This window comes from Hansschlegelia zhihuaiae (assembly GCF_004103825.1).
Taxonomy (GTDB): domain Bacteria; phylum Pseudomonadota; class Alphaproteobacteria; order Rhizobiales; family Methylopilaceae; genus Methylopila; species Methylopila zhihuaiae.
Window position 1 is genome coordinate 436,790 of sequence record NZ_RYFI01000001.1, and the last position, 20,676, is coordinate 457,465.

The 20,676-nt window shown below is 68.7% G+C and carries 19 protein-coding genes; 10 read left to right on the forward strand and 9 right to left on the reverse strand.

Annotation, left to right across the window (positions count from 1 at the left end; translation table 11 throughout):
• The 4 genes from EK403_RS02040 to EK403_RS02055 all read right to left on the reverse strand — a co-directional run.
• Positions 1 to 1,359: cobaltochelatase CobT-related protein (locus EK403_RS02040; protein ID WP_245479458.1), on the reverse strand; the 1,359-nt coding region annotated here is incomplete at its 3' end.
• A complete protein-coding gene (locus EK403_RS02045) occupies positions 1,356 to 1,835 on the reverse strand; it encodes a DUF29 domain-containing protein (RefSeq protein WP_128775818.1) in 480 nt (159 codons plus the stop codon). The genes EK403_RS02040 and EK403_RS02045, both read right to left, overlap by 4 nt.
• A 20-nt stretch (positions 1,836 to 1,855) precedes the next feature.
• The gene (gene cobS / locus EK403_RS02050; RefSeq protein WP_128775819.1) at positions 1,856 to 2,851 is read right to left on the reverse strand and encodes a cobaltochelatase subunit CobS; all 996 of its coding nucleotides are present in this window, start codon (positions 2,849 to 2,851) and stop codon (positions 1,856 to 1,858) included.
• A gap of 75 nt (positions 2,852 to 2,926) precedes the next feature.
• Positions 2,927 to 3,523 (reverse strand): J domain-containing protein, encoded by a 597-nt coding sequence (locus EK403_RS02055; RefSeq protein ID WP_342633760.1) that lies wholly within the window; start codon positions 3,521 to 3,523, stop codon positions 2,927 to 2,929.
• 167 nt (positions 3,524 to 3,690) lie between these two features.
• Here EK403_RS02055 and EK403_RS02060 point away from each other — a divergent pair, with 167 nt between their 5' ends.
• On the forward strand, positions 3,691 to 3,975 hold the full coding sequence (locus EK403_RS02060; RefSeq protein ID WP_128775821.1) for a BolA family protein: 285 nt from the start codon (positions 3,691 to 3,693) through the stop codon (positions 3,973 to 3,975).
• On the opposite strand, the gene EK403_RS02065 is transcribed toward EK403_RS02060, so the two are convergent.
• Both EK403_RS02065 and EK403_RS02070 read right to left on the reverse strand, forming a co-directional pair.
• Positions 3,972 to 5,201, reverse strand: coding sequence for an FAD-dependent oxidoreductase (locus tag EK403_RS02065; RefSeq protein WP_128775822.1), 1,230 nt, complete (start codon positions 5,199 to 5,201; stop codon positions 3,972 to 3,974). The genes EK403_RS02060 and EK403_RS02065 overlap by 4 nt on opposite strands.
• Positions 5,202 to 5,215: 14 nt before the next feature.
• Positions 5,216 to 6,301: an alpha/beta hydrolase gene (locus EK403_RS02070; protein ID WP_128775823.1), complete on the reverse strand. Its 1,086-nt coding sequence runs from the start codon at positions 6,299 to 6,301 to the stop codon at positions 5,216 to 5,218.
• Positions 6,302 to 6,428: 127 nt separating this feature from the next.
• On the opposite strand from EK403_RS02070, the gene EK403_RS02075 reads away from it, so the two are divergent.
• Positions 6,429 to 6,704 carry a hypothetical protein gene (locus EK403_RS02075; RefSeq protein WP_128775824.1) on the forward strand — a complete coding sequence of 92 codons (276 nt, stop codon included), beginning with the start codon at positions 6,429 to 6,431 and terminating at the stop codon, positions 6,702 to 6,704.
• Positions 6,705 to 6,707: 3 nt separating this feature from the next.
• On the opposite strand, the gene EK403_RS02080 is transcribed toward EK403_RS02075, so the two are convergent.
• Positions 6,708 to 8,081: an AcvB/VirJ family lysyl-phosphatidylglycerol hydrolase gene (locus EK403_RS02080; protein ID WP_128775825.1), complete on the reverse strand. Its 1,374-nt coding sequence runs from the start codon at positions 8,079 to 8,081 to the stop codon at positions 6,708 to 6,710.
• On the reverse strand, positions 8,078 to 10,801 hold the full coding sequence (gene mprF, locus EK403_RS02085; RefSeq protein WP_128775826.1) for a bifunctional lysylphosphatidylglycerol flippase/synthetase MprF: 2,724 nt from the start codon (positions 10,799 to 10,801) through the stop codon (positions 8,078 to 8,080). Before mprF ends, EK403_RS02080 begins: the two co-directional genes overlap by 4 nt.
• Before the next feature lie 238 nt (positions 10,802 to 11,039).
• On the opposite strand from mprF, the gene EK403_RS02090 reads away from it, so the two are divergent.
• From EK403_RS02090 to EK403_RS02100, 3 genes are all read left to right on the forward strand, one after another.
• Entirely contained in the window at positions 11,040 to 12,533 is a 1,494-nt protein-coding gene (locus EK403_RS02090) for a UbiA family prenyltransferase (RefSeq protein WP_128775827.1), read from the forward strand.
• A 7-nt stretch (positions 12,534 to 12,540) separates the two neighbouring features.
• Positions 12,541 to 12,993: a GtrA family protein gene (locus EK403_RS02095; protein ID WP_128775828.1), complete on the forward strand. Its 453-nt coding sequence runs from the start codon at positions 12,541 to 12,543 to the stop codon at positions 12,991 to 12,993.
• A gap of 144 nt (positions 12,994 to 13,137) precedes the next feature.
• Positions 13,138 to 13,890 (forward strand): calcium-binding protein, encoded by a 753-nt coding sequence (locus EK403_RS02100; protein ID WP_128775829.1) that lies wholly within the window; start codon positions 13,138 to 13,140, stop codon positions 13,888 to 13,890.
• A 40-nt stretch (positions 13,891 to 13,930) separates the two neighbouring features.
• Here EK403_RS02100 and EK403_RS02105 read toward each other — a convergent pair whose 3' ends face one another.
• Complete coding sequence (locus tag EK403_RS02105; protein WP_128775830.1) at positions 13,931 to 15,211, reverse strand: glycosyltransferase family protein; 1,281 nt, start codon at positions 15,209 to 15,211, stop codon at positions 13,931 to 13,933.
• Between the two features lie 271 nt (positions 15,212 to 15,482).
• On the opposite strand from EK403_RS02105, the gene EK403_RS02110 reads away from it, so the two are divergent.
• The 5 genes from EK403_RS02110 (at position 15,483) to EK403_RS02130 (ending at position 20,669) form a co-directional block, all read left to right on the forward strand.
• The gene (locus tag EK403_RS02110) at positions 15,483 to 16,703 is read left to right on the forward strand and encodes a calcium-binding protein (RefSeq protein ID WP_128775831.1); all 1,221 of its coding nucleotides are present in this window, start codon (positions 15,483 to 15,485) and stop codon (positions 16,701 to 16,703) included.
• Positions 16,704 to 16,773: 70 nt separating this feature from the next.
• Positions 16,774 to 17,529 carry a lytic transglycosylase domain-containing protein gene (locus tag EK403_RS02115; protein ID WP_128775832.1) on the forward strand — a complete coding sequence of 252 codons (756 nt, stop codon included), beginning with the start codon at positions 16,774 to 16,776 and terminating at the stop codon, positions 17,527 to 17,529.
• A gap of 157 nt (positions 17,530 to 17,686) precedes the next feature.
• Positions 17,687 to 19,186 (forward strand): sensor histidine kinase, encoded by a 1,500-nt coding sequence (locus EK403_RS02120; protein WP_128775833.1) that lies wholly within the window; start codon positions 17,687 to 17,689, stop codon positions 19,184 to 19,186.
• Positions 19,183 to 19,620 carry a response regulator gene (locus EK403_RS02125; protein WP_128775834.1) on the forward strand — a complete coding sequence of 146 codons (438 nt, stop codon included), beginning with the start codon at positions 19,183 to 19,185 and terminating at the stop codon, positions 19,618 to 19,620. The genes EK403_RS02120 and EK403_RS02125 overlap by 4 nt, the downstream gene beginning before the upstream one ends.
• The gene (locus tag EK403_RS02130) at positions 19,617 to 20,669 is read left to right on the forward strand and encodes a sensor histidine kinase (protein ID WP_128775835.1); all 1,053 of its coding nucleotides are present in this window, start codon (positions 19,617 to 19,619) and stop codon (positions 20,667 to 20,669) included. Before EK403_RS02125 ends, EK403_RS02130 begins: the two co-directional genes overlap by 4 nt.
• Positions 20,670 to 20,676: the final 7 nt, after the last annotated feature.

Here is a 20,676-nt window from a genome sequence, read left to right on the forward strand (position 1 = left end):
GAAGCCCAGGATCTCGACCTTCACGCCGCAGCGCTCCAGCGTGCGCGCCAGGATGTCGGCGCAGGTCGCCGCGACCGTGATGGGACGGCCGCGCATCGAGCCCGAATTGTCGAGCAGCAGCGTCACGACGGTGTCGCGGAACTCGGTGTCGCGCTCGCGCATGAAGGACAGCGCGCTCATCGGGTCGATGATGACGCGCGACAGCCGCGCAGGATCGAGCACCCCCTCCTCGAGGTCGAAGTCCCAGGAGCGGCTCTGCTGGGCGAGCAGACGGCGCTGCAGGCGGTTGGCGAGCCGCCCGACGACGCCCTGCAAGGCGTTGAGCTGCTTATCGAGATAGGAGCGCAGCCGCGCGAGCTCTTCCGGATCGCAGAGCTCCTCGGCCTGCGCCTCCTCGTCGAACTTGGTGGTGAAGGCGACGTAGTCCGGCCGGTCGCGGTCGTTGCGCCGGTCGTCCTTGGGCCGCCAGGGCTCGGTCGCCTCCTCGGCCTCCCCGAGTTCGTCGTCGTCCGGCGCGTCGGTCGGCGGGGCGTCGGCCGCCTCCATCTGCTCCGCGTCGTCGTCGGCGTCGGAGGAGTCTTCGGTCTCGGCCTGGTCGGCCCCGTCGCTCGAATCCTCCGGCGCGTCCGCGGCTTCGCCCTCCTGCGGCGGCGGCTGCTCGCCCTCGGCCTCGCCGCCGTCCTCGCTCTGGTCGCGGTCCGAGGACAGTTCCTCACCCATGTCGAGCGACGACAGGAGGTCGCGGATCGCCCGGCCGAACGCGCTCTGGTTTTCGACCACACGGTCGAGCCGGGAGAGGTTCTGGCCGGCTTTCTCCTCGATCCAGGGCCGCCACAGCTCGACGAGCTTGCGCGCGGCCTCGGGCGGCTTCCGGCCGGTCAGGCGCTCGCGCACCATGAGCGCGACCGCGTCCTGCAGCGGCGCGTCGGCGCGATCCTCGACGTCGGCATAGGGGCCGCGGAGATAGCGGTCCTCAAGCATGGCCGAAAGGTTCTGAGCGGCGCCCGCCATGCGGCGCGAGCCGATCGCCTCGACGCGCGCCTGCTCGACCGCGTCGAACACCGCACGCGCCTCGCTGCCCTGCGGGGCGAGACGGGCGTGCATCGCCTGGTCGTGGCAGGCGAGCCGCAGCGCCATCGAGTCCGCGTAGCCCCGCAGCACCGCGACGTCGTGCACCTCGAGCCGCCGCGGGGGCTCGGGAAGCCGCGCCTTCTGGCCCATCAGCGCCGGCCGCTCGGACGCGAACGAGACCTCGACCTCCGGGTCCCCGGAGATCGCCCGCAGGCAGCCGGCCACCGCCCGCTTCAGCGGTTCGGAGGGCGCAGGAAGCTTCTCGCCGGGCTTGCGGTTGGAGATCACTTGGGCGCGGGGACGCTGTCGGTTTCGAAGGGCCGGCTCAGGAGATCGTCCCAGTCATAGGGGCACTCCCTAGGGAATTCGCTCTCGTGCAGGTTTGTCTCGTTCGCAGCCCACCGCCGCGCGCTTCGATAGACGTCCGACCGCATCGTCTCGAGATGCTGCTTCAGCCCGGGGTTCTTCCTGAGGACGACGGCATAACGATCCCTCTGCTCCGCGATCGTAAAGACCCAAGAGCGCGTGCGGAATTCCGGCTGCTGATCCCATTTCAGCATATGCATGATGAGGACGCGAAGCGCGCTCTCGAGCTGCGCATACTCGCTGTTGCCCACGTCCCTGAGCTCCTCGGCGATGTTGTCGGCGTCGATCTCGTCGAGACGGCCGGCCTTCAGCAACGCGACCTGCTCCTGAACCCAGGAATACAGGTCGGAATCGTGCCCTGACCTCGCCTTCGGACGATCCTTGATCTTGGTCGCCATCGCCGCGCTCCCTTCGCGCGTCAGCTCATCACCACGTTCACCGCGCTCTCGGGCAGCTCCTTGCCGAAGCAGCGCTGGTAGAACTCCGCCACCAGCCCGCGCTCGAGTTCGTCGCACTTGTTGAGGAAGGTGAGCCGGAACGCGAAGCCGATGTCGGTGAAGATCTCGGTGTTCTCGGCCCAGGTGATGACGGTGCGCGGGCTCATAACCGTCGACAGGTCGCCATTGATGAAGGCCTGGCGCGTCAGGTCGGCGAGCCGGACCATCTTGGACACCGTGTCGCGGCCGGTCGCGCTGTCGCGGAAATGCGGGGCCTTCGCCAGCACGATATCCACCTCCTTGTCGTGCGCGAGGTAGTTCAGCGTGGTGACGATCGACCAGCGGTCCATCTGGCCCTGATTGATCTGCTGCGTGCCGTGATAGAGGCCGGAGGTGTCGCCGAGGCCAACGGTGTTGGCGGTCGCGAACAGCCGGAACGCCGGATGCGCCCGGATCACCTTGCGCTGGTCGAGCAGCGTGAGCTTGCCGGACTGCTCGAGCACCCGCTGGATCACGAACATCACGTCGGGCCGGCCGGCGTCGTATTCGTCGAACACCAGCGCGACATTGTTCTGCAGCGCCCAGGGCAGGATGCCGTCGCGGAACTCGGTGACCTGCTGGCCCTCCTTCAGCACGATCGCGTCCTTGCCGATCAGATCGATCCGGCTGACATGGCTGTCGAGGTTGATCCGCACGCAGGGCCAGTTCAGCCGCGCCGCCACCTGCTCGATATGGGTCGACTTGCCGGTGCCGTGATAGCCCGTGACCATCACTCGGCGGTTCTTCGCGAAGCCGGCCAGGATCGCGAGCGTCGTGTCGTGATCGAACAGATAGTCGGGGTCGAGGTCGGGAACCGCGCCATGCGCCTCGCCATAGGCCGGGACCTCGAGATCACTGTCGATCCCGAAGACTTGGCGGACCGACACCTTCATGTCGGGAAGCGCCGCTTCGGCGGCCGGGGCGTCGAGAAGCGTCATTGAACCTCCAGGCCGGGCCGGCGGCCCGCACGGCCGGGCCCGGCGGCGCGCGACGGCGCGCTCAAGATTTCAGGATCAGCAAAGGCCGGCGGATCGCAGATAGTTATAGGCTTGGATGATCTCGCGCAATTTGTCCTCGGCGCCGCGGTCCCCACCATTGGTGTCCGGGTGGAAGCGCAACAGCAGCTCCTTGTAGCGCGCCCTGATCTCCTCGCGGGTCGCGCCGGCCCCGAGATTCAGCGCCTCGAGGGATTTGAGCTCGATCTTCTTGAGCTCGCGCCGGGGCTCCTCGCGCGTCCGGCCGCCCTCGCCTTCGCCGAACATGCCGAAGGCGTCCTCGAACGAGAACCCGCTCGCCCAGCCCTTGTTCCTTCCGCGCGACCGGTCGGCCTTGTTGCGCGCGTCCGCCGACGGCGCGCCGTTGCGGCCCATCGACCAGGTCGGCCGATGGCCGACATGGGCGTCCTTCTCATAGGCCCGGAGATCCTCGTCGGACATGCCGGAGAAGAAGTTGTAGGACTGGTTGTAGGCTCGGACGTGCTCGAGGCAGAAGCGCCAGTACTCGTTCTCGCGGTCTCGGCCCTTGGGCGCGCGGTAGACGCCGGGCTCGCGGCAGCCCGGATGGTCGCAGCGCGCGACTTCGGGCTCAGGCCGCTCCTCGGGCCGAGCCACGCGAATCCTGTCGAACCATGGACTGTCGAGCTTCATCGTCCGGCCATTATGGGCGCCCGGCGGAGGCGTCACAAGAACGCTCCGCGCAACGGCCCATGGCGCGCGGCGGGCTTGACGCCGGGCCGCGCCGTCGTCATCTCCGCCGCGCCGAAACGGAGATCCACGCCATGACCGTGCGCGCCCGAATCGAAAGCGCCCTGACGGAGGCGCTCCACCCCGTCAGTCTGGACGTGGTGGACGAGAGCCATCTGCATGCGGGCCACGCCGGCGCGCGGCCGGAGGGCGAGACGCATTTCCGCGTCCACATCGTCGCGCCGGCCTTCTCGGGCATGAGCCGGGTCGACCGCCACCGCCGCGTGAACGCCCTGCTCGCGGCGGAGCTCGCGGGGCCGGTGCATGCGCTCGCGATCGACGCGCGCGCTCCGGAGGAGCCGGGGCGGCCGAAGCCCTAGCTCGGCGTTGCGATCGCGGCCGCAGTCACGCGTTCGGGCCGGATCCCGACGCCAACGAGCCGCGCCGGGATCGCGGTGAGCGCCGGGAAGCGGCGCATCAGCCGAAGCGCAAGCGGCGGCGAGAGCCGCTCGCGGGCCGAGAGCGTCGGCGAGATCACCCTGTTCTGCACTGCGAGTTGGATCGCCTGCGTGACCCGAGTTGGGAACATCCGGCGTTCCTGCACGCGGGCCAGGTCTTCATCGCTCACCGCGCCGTTCCGCAGGCGGGCGGCCAGCAGGTTGCCGGTCGCGACGGCGTCCTGGATCGCGAGATTGATCCCGACGCCGCCGACCGGCGACATGGCGTGGGCGGCGTCGCCGATGCAGAGCACGCCCGGCGCGTGCCACCGCTTCAGCCGATCGACCGCCACCGACAGCACGCTGACCTGGTCCCAGTCGCCGATGGCGTCGAGCCGGCCGTCAGCGGCGAAGGGGGCGAGCCGCGCGACCCGTTCCTTGAACGCCGCGAGGCCCTGGGCGCGCACGGCGTCCGCCCCGCCCTTGGGGATGACCAGCGCCGCCTGCCAATAGTCGCCCCGATAGATCGTCACCAGAAGTCCGGCGACGCTGAAGCGACCGCCGGTCGCCGAACCGTCGGTCTCCTTTCGCGGCAGCCGGAACCACATGATGTCCATGGGCGCGCCGATCCGCTCGATCTCGAAGCCGGCGGCCGAACGGACCGTCGACCGGCGGCCGTCGGCGCCGACCACCAGATCCGCCGCGACCTCGAGCGACCCCTCGGGCGTCTCGGCCACGACGCCGGTCACCTTGCCGTCGCGGCGCGTCAGCCCCTTCACCTCGGCCCGCCGCATCAGCCGGAAGGTCGGCAGGCGTGCGGCCTCCTCGGCCAGGAAATCGAGGAAGTCCCATTGCGGCAGCAGGGCGATGTAGGGCCGCGCGAGCTTCAGGCGCCGGAAGTCGGCGATCACGAAGGGCTCGTCCTCGACATAGCCGGTGAGCGTCTGGACCTGCTGGTGCGGCAGCGCGAGGAACCGATCCAACAGCCCGATGTCGGCCAGCACGTCGAGGGTCGAAGGATGGATCGTGTCGCCGCGAAAATCCCGCAGGAAATCGGCGTGCTTCTCCAGCACCACGACGTCGACCCCGGCGCGGGCGAGCAGGAGGCCGAGCACCATCCCGGCGGGTCCGCCGCCTGCGACGCAGCAATGCGTCTTGAAGGCGGCCACGATTCGTTCCTCCGCTAGATGGCTCGGCCGGCCCGCGCGCCCCGCTCGGCGGGCGCGAAGGACGCGACGAGGTCGCGCGCCACGATCTCCTGCGCGGACCGCGCGTGGCGGACGAGGTCGCCCATGCCGAAGAAGCCGTGCGCGACCCCCTCGAAGTCGATGGCGTTGACCGCGACGCCCGAGGACCTCAGCCGGCCGGCGAGCTCCAGCCCCTCGGAGCGCAGCGGATCAATCTCGGCGGTGAGGATCGTGGTCGGCGGCAGACCGGAGAGATCGGCGCGACCGACGAGGTCAAGACGCGGATCCTCCTTCTGGTCGACGCCGAGCAGCGCATGGCCGAGATACCAGCCGATCATCGCGGCGTTCACGGGCCGCGCGAATTCGTTGATCCGGAACGACGGCGTGTTCATGTCGACGCCTGCGAGCGGATAGATCAGCGCGAGATGGACGGGCGGCAGCATCTCTCGGTCTCTGGCCGCGATCGCGACGTTGATGGCGAGGTTTCCGCCCGCGCTTTCGCCGGCGAGCGCGACGAGCTCGGGCGCGCCGCCGAGCGTCTCGGCCTGCTCCAGCGTCCAGCGATAGGCCGCGACCGCGTCGTCATGGGCCGCCGGGAACTTGTGCTCGGGCGCCTTGCGGGTCTCGAACGAGACGACGACTGCGCCGGCGCGCGCAGCGATCGCTCGGGCGCTCGCGTCATAGTCGTCGAGGTCGGCCAACACCCAGCCGCCGCCGGGATAGTAGGCGACGATCGGAAGCGTGCCGCCGGCGTGCGGCGGATAGTAGATCCGGGCGGCGAGCGGCCTTTCGGCGCCCGGATAGGACAGGTCCCGGGTCCGGATGTCGCCGCAGGATTCTGCGATTCCGTATTTGGCCATCAGCGAAGACACGGCGTCGGCCGGCGTCGGCTGGCGGCGCGCCTCGTCGGGCGTGAGATCCTCGATCGGCTCGGCCCCGAGGGCCTTCAGCTCCTCGAGCACGCGCGCCATGTCGATTTCTGCGCGGGCGATCGGGTCGCCCGAGACGGCCCCAAGAATGCGGGTGACGCGCTCCCCGAAGGTCGGCGTCGGCGGGGGGGCGTGCTCGTCGGTGCTGGACATCGCGGACGTCTCCTCGGTGACGGCGGCCGGACGCCGTTCTCCGCGCCTTCGGCCGGATTCCGGAACGGGCAGAGTGAACCTTCGTTCCCCAAGAGGGAAGGGCCTCGCGCGATGTGAGACAGCGACAATGGACGAAGATCTTGACGCTTTGAGCCGCGAAGAGCTGGTGGCGGAAGCCCGCAAGCTGCGCGCCGCCATACGCCAACACCGCGACAGCAGCGGGCATGACCTGTGCTGGCATCACCCGGCGCTCTGGAGCCTGTTGCCGGAGCGCGTAGCGCCTGAAGTCGCGGTCCCGCCATGGCCGAAATTCATGCGCGGCTGCGTCGCCTATCGGACCGCGCTCGAACGCGAGCTCGCCGGCGCGCCGGTCCACGACAGGGAGTATGATGAGGGCGGTTGAACGTTACTTCGGGCCGCCCGCGCGCTTGACGAACTCGCCGTCGATCCGCCGCGCGAGCGCCTCATAGTCCTCGTCGAAATGATGACCGCCCGGCAGCTCGACACGCGCCGCGGGCGCGATCGCGTCGGTCGCGCAGGCGACGTCGTTGTCCTTCTCGTCGAGCTCATCCTTGCCGTAGACGCACATCACCCGGTCCATCGGCAAGGTGGCGGCGGGCTTCAGCACGTCGTGCTCGCCCGAGCCCACCCCGAGCCAGCCCGAGACGCTGACCTCGAAATCGGCGGTCTTGGAGAGGCCGAGCAGCGCGATCAGCTTCACCTGGTCGCGCACCGCGCGCGAGACGCGCTGCCAGGCGAAGGGGATGACGTCCGCCCCGAACGAGTAGCCAGCCAGCAGGATCTTCTTGGTCTTCCAGTCCGCCGAGTAGCGCGTGACGATCGCCTCGAGGTCGTCGCCGAGCTCGCGCGGCGACTTCTCGTTCCAGAAGTACCGGAGCGTGTCGATCCCGACGACGCCGTAGCCCTCGTCGTTGAAATAGCCGGCGATCGTCTTGTCGAGGTCGCGCCAGCCGCCGTCGCCGGCGTAGATGACGGCGACGCCCTTGGGCGGCTGGCTCTTTGGCGGATAGAGCACGAGCGGCAGGTGGTTGACGGCGTCGGGCGTCCCGCCGCCGATGTCGAACACGGCGTCCCCGACCGCTTCGTCCAGACTGGCGTCCTTCTGCAACTCCACCACGTCGGCGTCCGGCAGGTCCTGAACGAAATCCTTGATGGACTGGGGCGCCGGCCCCTCGGTCAGGACGCGCCACTCGCCCTGCAGCGGCTCGGCCGTGTCGTGGCCGAGCACGAGGTCCGCGCCGTCGCGGGTCTCGGTCTTCGGCCCGTCGCAGAGCGGTTTGGCGAGCGGGACGCGGCCCGTGAAGCCGAGGGTCACGGCGCCCGAGAACATGTTGGCGGGCGCCTGGGACAGCATGGCGTAGGCGACGTCCGCGCCCTTGCCGGCGCCGAGCAGCACGGGCAGTCGGTAGCTCTTCAGCCCCATCTGCTTGCCGGCGAGCCGGCCATATTCCTCGACGTCGCCCGACAGGAAGATGCACTCCTCCGTGTTACGGGAGACGCCTGCGAGATAGCGCGGCAGGTCGATCCCGATCACCAGCGCGCCTGCGCCCGCGAGCTTATCGGCCTGCGCGGCGCGCGCCGGGGTCCAGCCGTCGAGATCGGAGATCAGCGCGACGATCGCGGTCGGCTCGCCGACGGGGGCGACCACGGGCGCGCCCTTCATGGTCTCGTTGTCGACCGAGCCGCGCCGCAGCTCCTGCGCCGCGGCGGGCGAGGCGGCGAGCAGCAGGGCGAGGAGAGCTCCCGCGACCGCCCTCACACAACCGGTTCCTCGGCGATCGCAAGCGGTCGATCGACGACCGGGGGCGTCAGCACACGCTTCGGCGCGTCGCCGATCAGCGCGGTGATGTCGATCAGGATCTGCGGCAGCACCCAGCCGCCCGGGCAGGCGAGATAGCGCGGCTCCCAGACCGGCGAGAACTTCGACTTGTAGGTCCTGAGCCCCTCGAAATTGTAGAAGTTGTCGCCGTAGCGGAACAGGAAGGCGCCGACGCGGCTCCAGGTCGGCCCGAGCGGATGGTCGACGAGGCCCGACAGCGGCGCCATGCCGAGATTGAACCAACGGTAGCCTTCCGCCTTCGCCCAGAGCATCAGGCGCACGAACAGCGCGTCCATGACGCCCTTCGGCGCGTCGGGGGAATAGCGCATGAGGTCCACGGTCGCCTCCTCGAGGCCTGCGCCCTTCCAGAGATTGGCGAAGCCCACGACCCGGCCCCGGTGGCGCGCCACCGCGATGTCGAAGTGGCGGAGGTAGTCGTCGGACCAGAAGCCGAGCGAGAAGCCTTTTTCGCGGCTCTTGCGCGAGCCCATCCAGGCGTCCGAGACGCGTTTCAGCTCCGGATAGAGCGGCACCGCGTCGGCGGCCGGCACGATCGAGATCTCGAGGCCCTCCTTGGTCGCCTTGCGGTCGACATAGCGCCACTCATAACCGGCCTTGCCCTCGAGCGTGAAGGTCTTGAGGTCGACGCGCGCCTCCTCGCCGAGCTTCATCAGCGACAGGCCGAGGTCGAGATACATCGGCAGCCGGGCGACGCTCGCCTGATAGAACACGGGCCAGCCGCCATGCTGGTCGGCGAGCTCCCGGAAGCTCCAGAGCAGCTCGGAGGCGCGCTCCGGCGGCCCGACCGGATCGCCCATCGCGACCCAGCTGCGGCCCTGCACCTGGTACATGATGAAGGCGTCGCCGGCCTCCGAGAACAGGAAGCGCTTGTCGCCGAGGAAGGCCAGGTTGGCGTCCGCCCGCGGCGAGGTCGCGACGATCGCGGTCAGCCTGCGGGCCGGCTCCGCGGGCGCCGGACGGGGCTTGCCGTGGCGATGGAGCAGCGCGTGCAGGCCGATTGCGAGCGCCGCGACGCCCGCCGCGAGGCTCGCCCTGAGAAAGCGCGGCGCGTCGCTGCGATAGGCGAACTCCCACCACATCTCGTTCGAGTAGTCGACATTGCGGTAGGCGAAGAAGCCGAGCCAGATCGAGCCGCCGAGCACGATCGCGACCGCGGCGAGCCAGGCGGGCGCAAGGTCCTGGTCCCACAGCGAGGCGCGGCGGTAGAAGGCGCGGCGATTGACGGTCAGGAGCGCGAGCACGACGCCGAGGACAGAGGCCTCCTCGACGTCGAAGCCCTTGGCGAGCGAGAACACGAGGCCCGCGGTCAGCAGCAGCTGGGCGACGCGGTAGGCGCTGTCGAGCCGCCGCAGCAGCCCGCGGGCCACGACCAGCAGCACCACGCCGACGACGCTGGCAAGCAGATGCGAGGCCTCGACGAAGGGCAGCGGCACGACGCGGCGCAGATAATGCAGGCGGTCGGTCTCGGCCGGCAGCGCGCCCGAGACCAGCAGCACGATGCCGCCGAGGAACACGGCGGCGGCCAGCACGATCGGCGCGACAGGCCGCATGACGGCCGCGAGCATCGTGCCGGCGCGGCTGAGATAGCCCTTGCGGCGGGCGAGCTCCGATCCGCCGAGAAGCCCCAGCGCGAGCATGAAGGGGATCAGGTAGTAGACCACGCGCCACAGCAGCAGGCTCGCGAGCACGGCGTCGGCAGGCAGGTTCGGGAGCGCGATCAGCACCGTCGCCTCGATCACGCCCGCGCCGCCCGGCGCGTGGCTCAGCATGCCGAGCGTCATGCCGACGACGAACAGGGCCGCGAAGGTCGGGAAGGCGATCTCGGCCTGCGGCGGCAGCAGGATCCAGAGCGCGAAGGCGGCCCCCAGCAGGTCGACGAGGCCGATGACGATCTGCGCGCCAGTCGACTTCACGCCCGGCAGCGCGAGACGGTAGCCCTCGACCGTGACGGCGCGCTCCCTGCGGCCGATCCAGATCAGATAGGCGGCGAGCGCGGCGAAGATCGCGAGCCCGAGCGCCATGTTGAGCGCGGGGCTGAGGCCGTCGATCCGGGCGACGTCCGGCGCCTCGAGCACCAGTCCGATGGCGAGGGTGAAGAAGATGCCGAGCCAGAGCGTCAGCGCAGAGATCGCCGTGATGGCCGCGACCTCCGCGGCGCCGAGACCCGCGCCCGCATAGATCCGGTAGCGGACCGCGCCCGCGACCACGAGCTGGAAGCCGATCGTGTAGGACAGCGCGTAGCCGGTGAAGGATGCGAGCGCCGCCACCGGATAGCCGACGTCGCGCCGCTTGATGTGCAGGATCCCGAACCAGTCATAGCCGGTGAGCGCGACATAGCTCGCCATCGAGGCCGCGAGCGCGATCGCGACCGAACTCCAGGGCGTCGCGGCGATCGCGGTCTTGACGTCGTCGAGCTTCACTTCGTCGACGAGGCGATGCAGGACGAACAGCACGGCCGCGAACAGCAGGATCGAGGCGAACGCCCCCACGGTCCGCCACGGCACCGTCGCGGCCCAGGCGCGCAGCCTCGGGAACTGCAGGGGCGAATTCTCGGCCTGACGCGCGTCCCCCTCGTCGGGCGGCGCTGAGCCGTCCGGCTGCGGGTCGTCTCGCAAGGCCGGTTTGGTCGATCGGGACATGTCAGCCGTGAGCAGATGTCATTCGGGCCAAAGCGGCGCAAGCCATGCCTTGAGACGAGGCGCCTGACCAGAGTCCGTTAAAGGATGGCGACGTGATGGAGCGAGAAGTCGCGATGGACATAGGGCGCTTCTTAACCCGACTGCCGTATGACCCAAGCCATCGGCCGCGGCTTTCCAGCGGCGAAACGACGCCGCCGCCGGCGCGGAAGGAGCGTCCCGGACGACGACGGAGCAAGCCATGACCCTGGTCTCCATCCCGATCGCCGAGGAGCCTCGCCCCGTCATCCGTCCCGACCTCGCGCCGCTTGCGGTCGACATCGACGGCACCCTGCTCCGCGGCGATCTGCTGGCGGAGCTCGCGCTCGCCTATCTCCGCGGCAACCCCTTGAGGATCTTCACGCTCGTCGGCTGGCTCATCACGGGCAAGGCCGTCCTGAAGCGCAAGCTCGCCGAGCGCGTGGACATCGATCCGGCGTCGCTGCCGGTCAATGACGAGCTCGTCGCGCTGATCGAGGCCGAACGGACGGCGGGCCGAGAGATTCATCTTGCGACCGCCTCCGACGCCCTGGTCGTGACGAAGCTCGCCCAGCGCTTCGGCTTCGTGGACGGCGTGATCGCGAGCGACGGCGTCACCAACCTCAAGGGCGAGGCCAAAGCGCGCGTTCTGAAGGAACGGTTTCCGCATGGTTTCGCCTATGCGGGAGACGCCGCAGCGGATCTCGCCGTCTGGCGCGCCGCGAAGGAGACGGTCGTGGTGGAGGCCCGGCCGAAGACGCTGAAGGCCGCCGAGGCGATCCGCCCGCCGCTCGCCGTGATCCCGCGCAAGCCCTCCGGGTGGAAGACCTACGCCAAGGCGCTTCGGCTTCATCAATGGGCCAAGAACGCGCTGGTCGTGGTGCCGCTCGTGCTCGGAGGCCGCGCCTTCGAGCCCGAGGCCTGGCTCACGGCGCTGATCGGCATGGCGCTGCTCGGCATCCTCGCCTCCTCGACCTATCTGTTGAACGACCTCTGGGACCTCGACGACGACCGCAAGCACTGGTCGAAGAGAAATCGTCCCTTCGCGAGCGGCCGGTTGCCAATCACCTTCGGGCTGGCCGCGGCGCCGACCGGGATCGTGGTCGCGCTCGCGGGCGCGGCGATGATCAACGCCGCGACCTTCCTGGCGTTCGCGGCCTATCTGGGGCTGACCCTCGCCTATTCGCTGCGCCTCAAGCGGATCATGGTGCTGGACGCTTTCACGCTCGCCAGCCTGTTCACGTTGCGGCTCGTCGTCGGCATCGCGGTCGCGGGCGTCCCGGCATCACCCTGGCTGCTCGTCTTCTCGATGTTCCTGTTCACGTCGCTGTCGCTCGCGAAGCGCCATACCGAGATCCTGCGGGTCATCGAAAGCGGCGCGGCCCACGCTTCGGGCCGCGGCTACATCGCCTCCGACGGCCCCGTGCTGATCGCGCTCGGCGCGGCGAGCGGCTGCTCGGCGGTGCTCGTCATGGTGCTCTACCTGATCGACGAGGCGTTCCGCGCCGGCTACTACACGACCCCCGCCGCGCTCTGGGCGTTCCCATGCGCGCTGTTCCTCTTCCTCGGCCGGATCTGGGTCTATTCGGGACGCGGCGACCTTAACGACGATCCCGTGGTGTTCGCGGTCAAGGACAAGGCGAGCCTGTTGCTGGGCGCCGCCATGGCGGTCGCCTTTGCGGTCGCGGTCTGGCCCGCGGCGCTGACCTTCTGGTGAGCCGCTTATGCTTTCGACCGCGATCTCGCTGATGCCGCCCTTCCTGCGCGACCGGATGAGCCCCGCTGAGCTGAAGCGGATCGCCCGCTTCCTGCTCGCCGGCGGCTTCGCGGCTTTCGTGAACTGGGCGGCGCGATTCCCGCTCAACGAGATCATGCCGTTCGGGGCGGCCGTCATCGCGGCCTACGCCATCGGAATGGCGGTGGGGTTCTTCCTCTACCGGTTCTTCGTGTTCGAGGCGCACGAGGGGAACGCCCGCGACCAGCTCTGGAAGTTCCTGATCGTGAACCTCGTCGGCGCCGTCGAGGTCTGGGCGCTCGCCATGCTCTCCGTCCACTGGCTCGCGCCTGCGATCGGCTGGACCACCTGGGTCGAGCCGGTCAGCCACGCCGCCGCGATCGGCGTCGGCGCGGCGACCAGCTATGTCGGGCACCGGCTGCTGACGTTTCGGGGGATCTGAAGCTGCGCCGCAGCGCTCCTCGGTTGTCGTTTTTAGTAAAGTTAAATTTCACAAATGCACTGTTTTCGTGCTTGCGGCGCCGGTAGACGCCGGTAAACTTGCTCGCCTGCGGACAGTCACGCTGTCGTCACGTGGAGGGCGGGCATGGCGACCTTCACGATCTACGACCGAGTTGCGTTCGATCTCGATAATTTTGATCTGAGCGAACTGGCGGACGGGGAAAGTTACTTAGCGACCTCCACAGTATTCCGCGTAGCCTATGGCGGCGGCGCGGGCGACGAGTTCAGGGGGTCGGGCCTGCAATATGACCGCAACGGCTACCCGACAGCCGGCGTGGTCACGGCCTATGACCAGATCGACAACGGTTACCTGCTGCAAATCTCAGGGATGTCGATCAAGGCCAAGGATCTCGGCGACGCCGCGAAGACATCTTCGACCAGCGACGACCGGCAGGTCTTCATCAAAGCGCTCTTCGGGGACGACAGGTTCAACGGGGGCGCCAAGGGCGACCACATCCAAAGCTACAAGGGCGACGACACGCTCTATGGCGGCGAGGGACGCGACACGCTCGAAGGCGGCAAGGGCGACGACGTCTTCGTGTTCGACACCGTCATCACCAGCAAGAACGTCGACGTGATCGACGACTTCAACTGGAAGGCCGACACAATCGTTCTCGACCACGACATCTTCAGCCGGGCGGGCGACATCGGAAGCCCCGAAAAGTCGGCCTTCCATGTCGGCGCGAAGGCGCATGACGGCGACGACCGCATCATCTACGCCAAGCGCTCGGGCGAGCTGCTCTACGACCCGGACGGCGACGGAAACGCCAAGGCGAAGGTGTTCGCGATGGTCGACCACGACCTTGGGATCACGCACAAGGACTTCGAGATCATCTGAGCTCGGCGCTGCGATCGTGGGGGAGGCCGGCGGCGCGGGTTCACACGGCGCCCTTGGTGAGCGCCACGATGGCGAAGGCCGCGACGTTGAGCCCGATGGCGTAGGTCGCGAGCAGCTTGAAGGTTTTCAGGCGCTCGGCGACCTTCTCGCTTTCGCCCGCGAAGGCCGGCAGCAGCAGGACGTAGAGCACCGGCAGCCAGTCGAGCGCGTAGCGCTGGACGTTGTGCTGGGAGAAGCCGTTCGAGTGGTAGAACAGCGTGATCCCGCACACGATCGCGATCACCACGAGCCCGACCAGCAGCTTTGCGTCGGCTTTGGCGTAGAAGGCGTAGAGCACGAACGGGCTCGCCGCGAGGATGGAGCTCCCCATCGGGTCCATGCGGACCAACTCGGTCATGTATTTCCCGCCGAACTCCATGTGGAAGCCCTGCAGGAACATGTGCGCGAGGTTGAAGACCAGATAGTCCTTCGAGAACAGGCCGAGGTCGAGGATCCGCCAGGTGATGAAGTTGCGGTCGGCCTCGGCCGGATAGGCCGCGATATGCGCGTAGCCTGTCTCGAACGGCGCCCCGAAGCGGGCGAAATTATAGGCGCAGTAGGCCGCGATGCAGGCGAGGATCGGCGCGCCGAGCCTGAGCGCGTCGGTCACGAAGGCCCGATCGAAGGCGATCAGCCGCGCGCCCTTCGGCCGGGCGATCGCAAATAGGAAAGGCGCGAGGAAGATCGCCATCTGGCGCGACAGGAAGGCGAGCCCGATCAGCAGGCCGGCCAGGACGAGCCGCCGGTCGAGCGCCGCGAGGATCGCGCCGCTGACGAGAGCGAGCGCGACCGACTGCGCGAAGAACCAGACCCCGTCGCCGCGCAGCGCGACATAGATCGCGGGCGTCCCGAACAGAAAGGCGAGGCTGAGCCAGAGGCGCGCCTCGCGCCCAAGGCCGACGCGCGCCGAAATCTCCCACCACGCCCAGCCGGTCAGAGCGAGCATGACGGCCGAGAGCACGATGAAGCCGGCGGCGTTCACCCCGAACAACGCGACGAGCGGCGCGGCGACCAGCGCCGGGACCGGCGGGAAGATGACGTAAATCCGCTCCATGAAGCGCGCGCAGTCGCTGTCGAAGCAGGTCGGGCTGTCGAACCGGCCGTGGAGCAGCGCGTCGGAGAGCAGCGCGTAGGAATTGACCCCGCCATGCTCGCCGATGGCGCGGTAGGCGAGCGCGGCCAGGAGCGCCGCCGCCAGTCCGAAGGCCGCGAGGGCGACCATGCCCCACCGGTCGAAGCCGAGGCGCCGTTCGCGGCTCGGACTTGCGTCGATCGCGGTCATCGGCCGTGGCTCCGCTTCGTCGGACATCCGCGGAGACTGCACGAAAAGTTTTCGTGAAAGGCTAACGGCCCCCTTGGGAATTCGGCGTCGCGCCGCGGCGCGGCCGCGCAGGGCGGACCGCGTCGCGGCGTGAATGGAGCGCGAGCCCGGGTCGACCCTCGCGTCGCCGCAATCTCGCCACCGTCAGGTCCGGAAACGGTAAGACGGTGCGGTTTCTTGGGGCGGCGTCCCCCCGCATCGCGGGGGCGCGCAAAGACTGGGACGAAACGCCATGGCAGTCACGAGAGTCACCAACGCCGCGGTCGACAATCTGCGGATCATCGAATTCTTCGACCCGAACGCGGAGTTCAATTTCGGCTCCGACCACGAGGTTTCGCTCGTCAGCCGCGACGGCTACGAGCTCGTGCTCCAGGGCACGGATTTCGCCTTCAATTCGGACGACGAGCCGACCGACGGCACGATCACCGACGTCTTCCTCTATGACCCGTCGGGCGATCTCGTCGGCCGGATCGAGGACCTGTCCCATTCGCTCGAGGATTATTACGACACCGTCGCGGTCGACGAACGCCCGGGCGAGTTCGTCTCCGAGATCATGGGAGGGGCCGACACCGTCACGGGCGGCTTGGCCGACGACTATCTCGAGGGCTATGGCGGCGGCGACAAGATTTCCGGCGGCGGCGGTTTCGACCTGCTGCTCGGCAATGGCGGGAACGACACGATCAACGGCGGCGACGGCGAGGACGACATCGACGGCGGCGCCGGTGACGATGTCGTGTCGGGCGGCGACCATGACGACCTGATCTACGGCTTCGACGGCAATGACGACCTGTCCGGCGACGCCGGCTACGACACGATCGAGGGCGAGGCCGGGAACGACACGATCTCGGGCGGCTCCGGCCGCGACAAGCTCTATGGCGGACTCGGAAACGACGCGCTGAACGGCGGCGCGCAGGGCGACCGCGTCGAGGGCGGGGTCGGCGACGACAAGGTCAGCGGCGGCGACGGCGACGACCTGATCGGCGGCGGTTCGGAGAACGACACCGTCAATGGCGGGTCGGGCTATGACGAGATGTATGGCGACAGCGGCGCAGACGTCCTGAACGGCCAGGCCGGGCGGGACTCGCTCGACGGCGGGTCGGGGAACGACACGCTGACCGGCGGTCCCGGCCGAGACGCATTGTATGGCGGGCTCGGCGAGGACCAGTTCGTGTTCCGCTCCGAGAGCGACGGCTCGGACGTCGTGCTCGATTTCATCCGCGGAGAGGACAAGCTCGTGTTCCACGCGGCCGGCTTCGACAATCTCGGCCCCGACTTCGACCTCGTGGTGGCCGGCACGCCCCGACCGGACTCGGGCGACGCCACCTTCCTCTATGACACCACCGGCCACGATCTGTACTACGACGCCGACGGCAATGGCGGCGGCGACAACGTGCTGGTTGCGCATCTCGACGACGTGTCGAACCTCAGCAAGAACGACTTCCTCATCGTCTGACATCCGGGCATCATGGCCGGCGGCGGAAGAGATCCTCCGCCGCCGGCCCCTCCGAGACGACAGGCTCCGGATGCGTTCGACGCCTTTGGCCGCCCTGGCGATCGCCGCGCTGTCCTTCGCGACGGCGGCGTCCGGACGCGAGGCCGGGGCCGATAGCGAGCCGACCGCGCCTGCAGCGGCTCTCGCGCCGGAGGCCGCCGCCCCGACGGCGCCGGTCGCCGTCCCCGAGGGCGACGCAAAGGACAAGACGGCCCAACCCGACGAACAGGCGATCCGCGCCATGGTGCGCCGGGAGGCCGAGGGCGTCGGCCTCCCGCCCGAAATCGCCGAGGCCGTCACCGAGGTCGAGAGCGGCTACAATCAGCGCGCCGTTGGCGGCGTCGGCGAGATCGGCCTCATGCAGGTCCTGCCGTCCACGGCCCGCATGCTCGGCTTCTCGGAGCCGCTGCCGAAGCTCTTCGACCCCGAGACCAACATCAAATACGGCGTCCGCTATCTCGGCGAAGCCTGGAAGATGACCGGCGAAGACATCTGCGGCACGGTCATGAAGTATCGCGCCGGCCATGGCGAGACGCGATTCTCGCACCGCTCGGTGGCCTATTGCGTGCGCGTCAGGGCGATCCTCGCGGCCCGCGGCTACAAGGTCACCGGGACCGTGCCGGTCGCGACCTTCGGCGCGCCGGCGGGCGTCCTTGGCCCTGCGGGCAGCGGCCTCCGTCGGTTCGCCAACGGCAGAGTCAGGATGCGGTTCAACTGGAGCACGGTCGATTCGCGACGGAGGGCGCTCGACAAGGCGGGAGCGGTCAACCTGCGCATCGCCGATTGATCTTTCGAACGCCGCCTTTTTGGGCTGAGGCCTCCCCAAAAGCTTCCCTCCGGCAAGATCATCGGCTACCGAAGCTTCGGACCCCGACCCGGCGCGTTCCGCCGGTCGCAAATCAGGAACTGGACGTGGCTACCGCCGCTACTCGCGTCACGCCGAAATGAGCGCTTTGCCGACCGGCGCGAAGTCGAAGCGCAACGACGTCCTGCTCCTCCTTCTCGGCTTCGCCGCGCTCGCCGCCGTCGGCGTCGCGGCCGCCTGGCAGCTTCAGCGCAGCGCGGAGCTCAACGAGCAGATCACCAGGGCGTTGCTCTACAAGACGGATCTGATCCACCTGCTCAGCCTTGTGCAGGATGCGGAGACCGGACAGCGCGGTTTCCTGCTGTCTGACGACGAGCGCTACCTTCGGCCCTACGAGGTCGCGATCGGCGAGATCGACGAGGCTCTCGCAGGCGTGGTCGCGCGCGCGGATGACCGCGGCGTGAAGCGGGACCGGATCGAGACGCTGAAGGCGGCTCTCAAGGTCAAGCTCAACGAGCTTTCCGAGACGATCGCGCTCGAGCGCGCCGGCAAACGCGAGGAGGCGCGCTCGATCGTCATCAGCGACCGTGGCCGGGAGGCGATGAACGCGCTCAGAGGCGTCGTCGGCCTGATCATGGCGCGGCAAGACGAGATCCTGGCCGGGCGGGTCGCGAGCGCAAAGCTGAACGATCAGAGGCTGCTCGCCATCATGGTGCTCGGCCTTCTGATCGCCGGCGCCCTGGCCTGGGCGTCGCAAGCCGTCTTGCGCAAGCAGGCGCGAAGCCTTGCCGAGGCGCGGACGGAGTTGGCGCACGCCAATGAAGGGCTCGAAGCCGCCGTCTCGGAGCGAACCGCCGAGCTCACGGCCGCCAATCAGGAAATCCAGCGCTTCGCCTATATCGTGAGCCACGACCTGAGAGCGCCGCTCGTCAACGTCATGGGATTCACGAGCGAGCTCGACGCCGCGCGGCGCACGCTGAAGGATCAAATCGACCGCCTCGACGACGAGGAAAGCCGCCGGGTGACGACGGAGGCCCGTCAGGCGATCGAGGAGGATCTGCCGGAGGCGATCGGCTTCATCCGCTCGTCGACGGCCAAGATGGACCGCCTGATCAACGCCATATTGCGGCTCTCACGCGAAGGCCGCCGCGACATTCGCCCTGAAAGCGTCTCGATCGAGAAGGTGGTCGAGGCGATCGCCGACACCATGTACCAGCAGATCGAGGCGGCAGACGCCGCTATCGAAGTCAAGCCCGGCCTGCCCGCCATCGTCACGGACCGGCTGTCGATCGAGCAGATCTTCCAGAACCTGATCGAGAACGCGGTCAAATATCTCGACAGGTCGCGCCCGGGCCGCGTCGTGGTGTCGGGGCGGCGCGTCGGCGCGCTGGTCGAATACGAGATCGAGGACAATGGCCGCGGCATCGCCCCGCAGGATCACGAACGCGTCTTCGAGCTGTTCCGGCGCGCGGGAGCGCAGGACCAGCCCGGCGAAGGCCTCGGCCTCGCCTTCGTGCGCGCCAGCGTCCGCAGGCTCGGCGGCACCATCCGGCTGACGTCCGAGGCCGGCCAAGGCTCAACCTTCCACCTCTCCTTTCCAGCCGTCCTGAAATCCCAATCCGAAGGTCTCGCGGCATGAGCCAAAACTCCAACCAGCGTTCCGTCGTGATCGTGATGATCGAGGACGACGAGGGACACGCCAGGCTGATCGAGAAGAACGTCCGGCGCGCGGGCGTGAACAACGAAATCAGGCATTTCGCCGACGGCACCTCGGCGCTCGCCTTTCTCAAGTCCACGGAGACGACCGCCAACGGGCCGTTGCTGATCCTGCTCGACCTCAATCTGCCGGACATGACCGGCATCGACATTCTGGGCGACATCAAGAAGCACGACCGCCTGAAGCGGGCGCCGGTGATCGTGCTGACCACGACGGACGACAAGGTCGAAATCCAGCGCTGCTACGATCTCGGCTGCAACGTCTACATCACCAAGCCCGTCGACTACGACACCTTCGCCACCGCGATCCGCCAGCTTGGCCTGTTCCTCTCCGTCATGCAGGTGCCCGACGCATGAGCGACGGCCCGCGCGACCAGCCGGCCCGCAAGCGCGTCCTCCTGATCGAGGATGACGAGGGGCTGCGCCGTCTGGTCTCGCGGGATCTTGGGCGCGCGGGCTATGACACGATGGCGGTCGAGACCTGCGCGGAGGGCCTGGAGGCGCTGTCGCGCGAGCGTTTCGACGTCGTCGCGCTCGACCATTTCCTACGGGGCGAGACGGGGCTCGACATCTTGCCGGCCATCAGAGCGCTGCCGAACGCGCCGCCGGTGATCTACGTGACCGGCAGCGAGGACGGGCGCGTCGCGATCGCAGCGCTCAAGGCCGGGGCGATGGACTATGTCATCAAGGACGTCGCCGGCGAGTTCCTCGCTCTGCTGCGCGCCGCCGTCGCCCATGCGCTCGATCAGGCGGAGATGCGGCGGCTCAAGGAGGCCGCGGAGCGCGCCGTCGTCGAGGCCCGCGACCGCGCCGAGACGCTGCTGCGCGAAGTGAACCATCGCGTCGGCAACAGCCTGCAGCTCGTCTCGGCCTTCATGCATCTGCAGTCGTCGTCGCTGCCCGACGGGCCGGCGCGCGACATGATGCGCGAGACCGAAGCCCGCATCCTGGCGATCGCGCAGGTGCATCGCCGGCTCTACACCTCGGCGGACGTGCGCTCTGTGGACATGGACGAGTACCTGTCCGGCCTCGCCGAGGAGCTCGAAAGCTCGCTGCGCACGGCGGAGCGCCCGCACCGCATCGCGATCTCGGCAGAGTCCGTGCAGATGGCGACCGACCGCGCGGTCTCGCTCGGGGTGATCGTGACCGAGCTCGTCACCAACGCGTTTAAGTACGCCTATCCGCAGGGCGTCGAGGGCGAGGTGCGGGTGAGGCTCGCGCGCGACGGGTCCACGCTCGCGCTGTCGGTAGAGGATGACGGGGTCGGCATGCCGGAGGACGTCGCTCCACAGGGCACGGGCCTCGGCCAGAAGATCGTGGGCGCGATGGCGGCCTCGATCCAGTCTCGCATCGAACGTGAAGCGACCGCGCAGGGCACCAGGATCGTGCTGGCCTTTCCAGCCTGACGCTTGG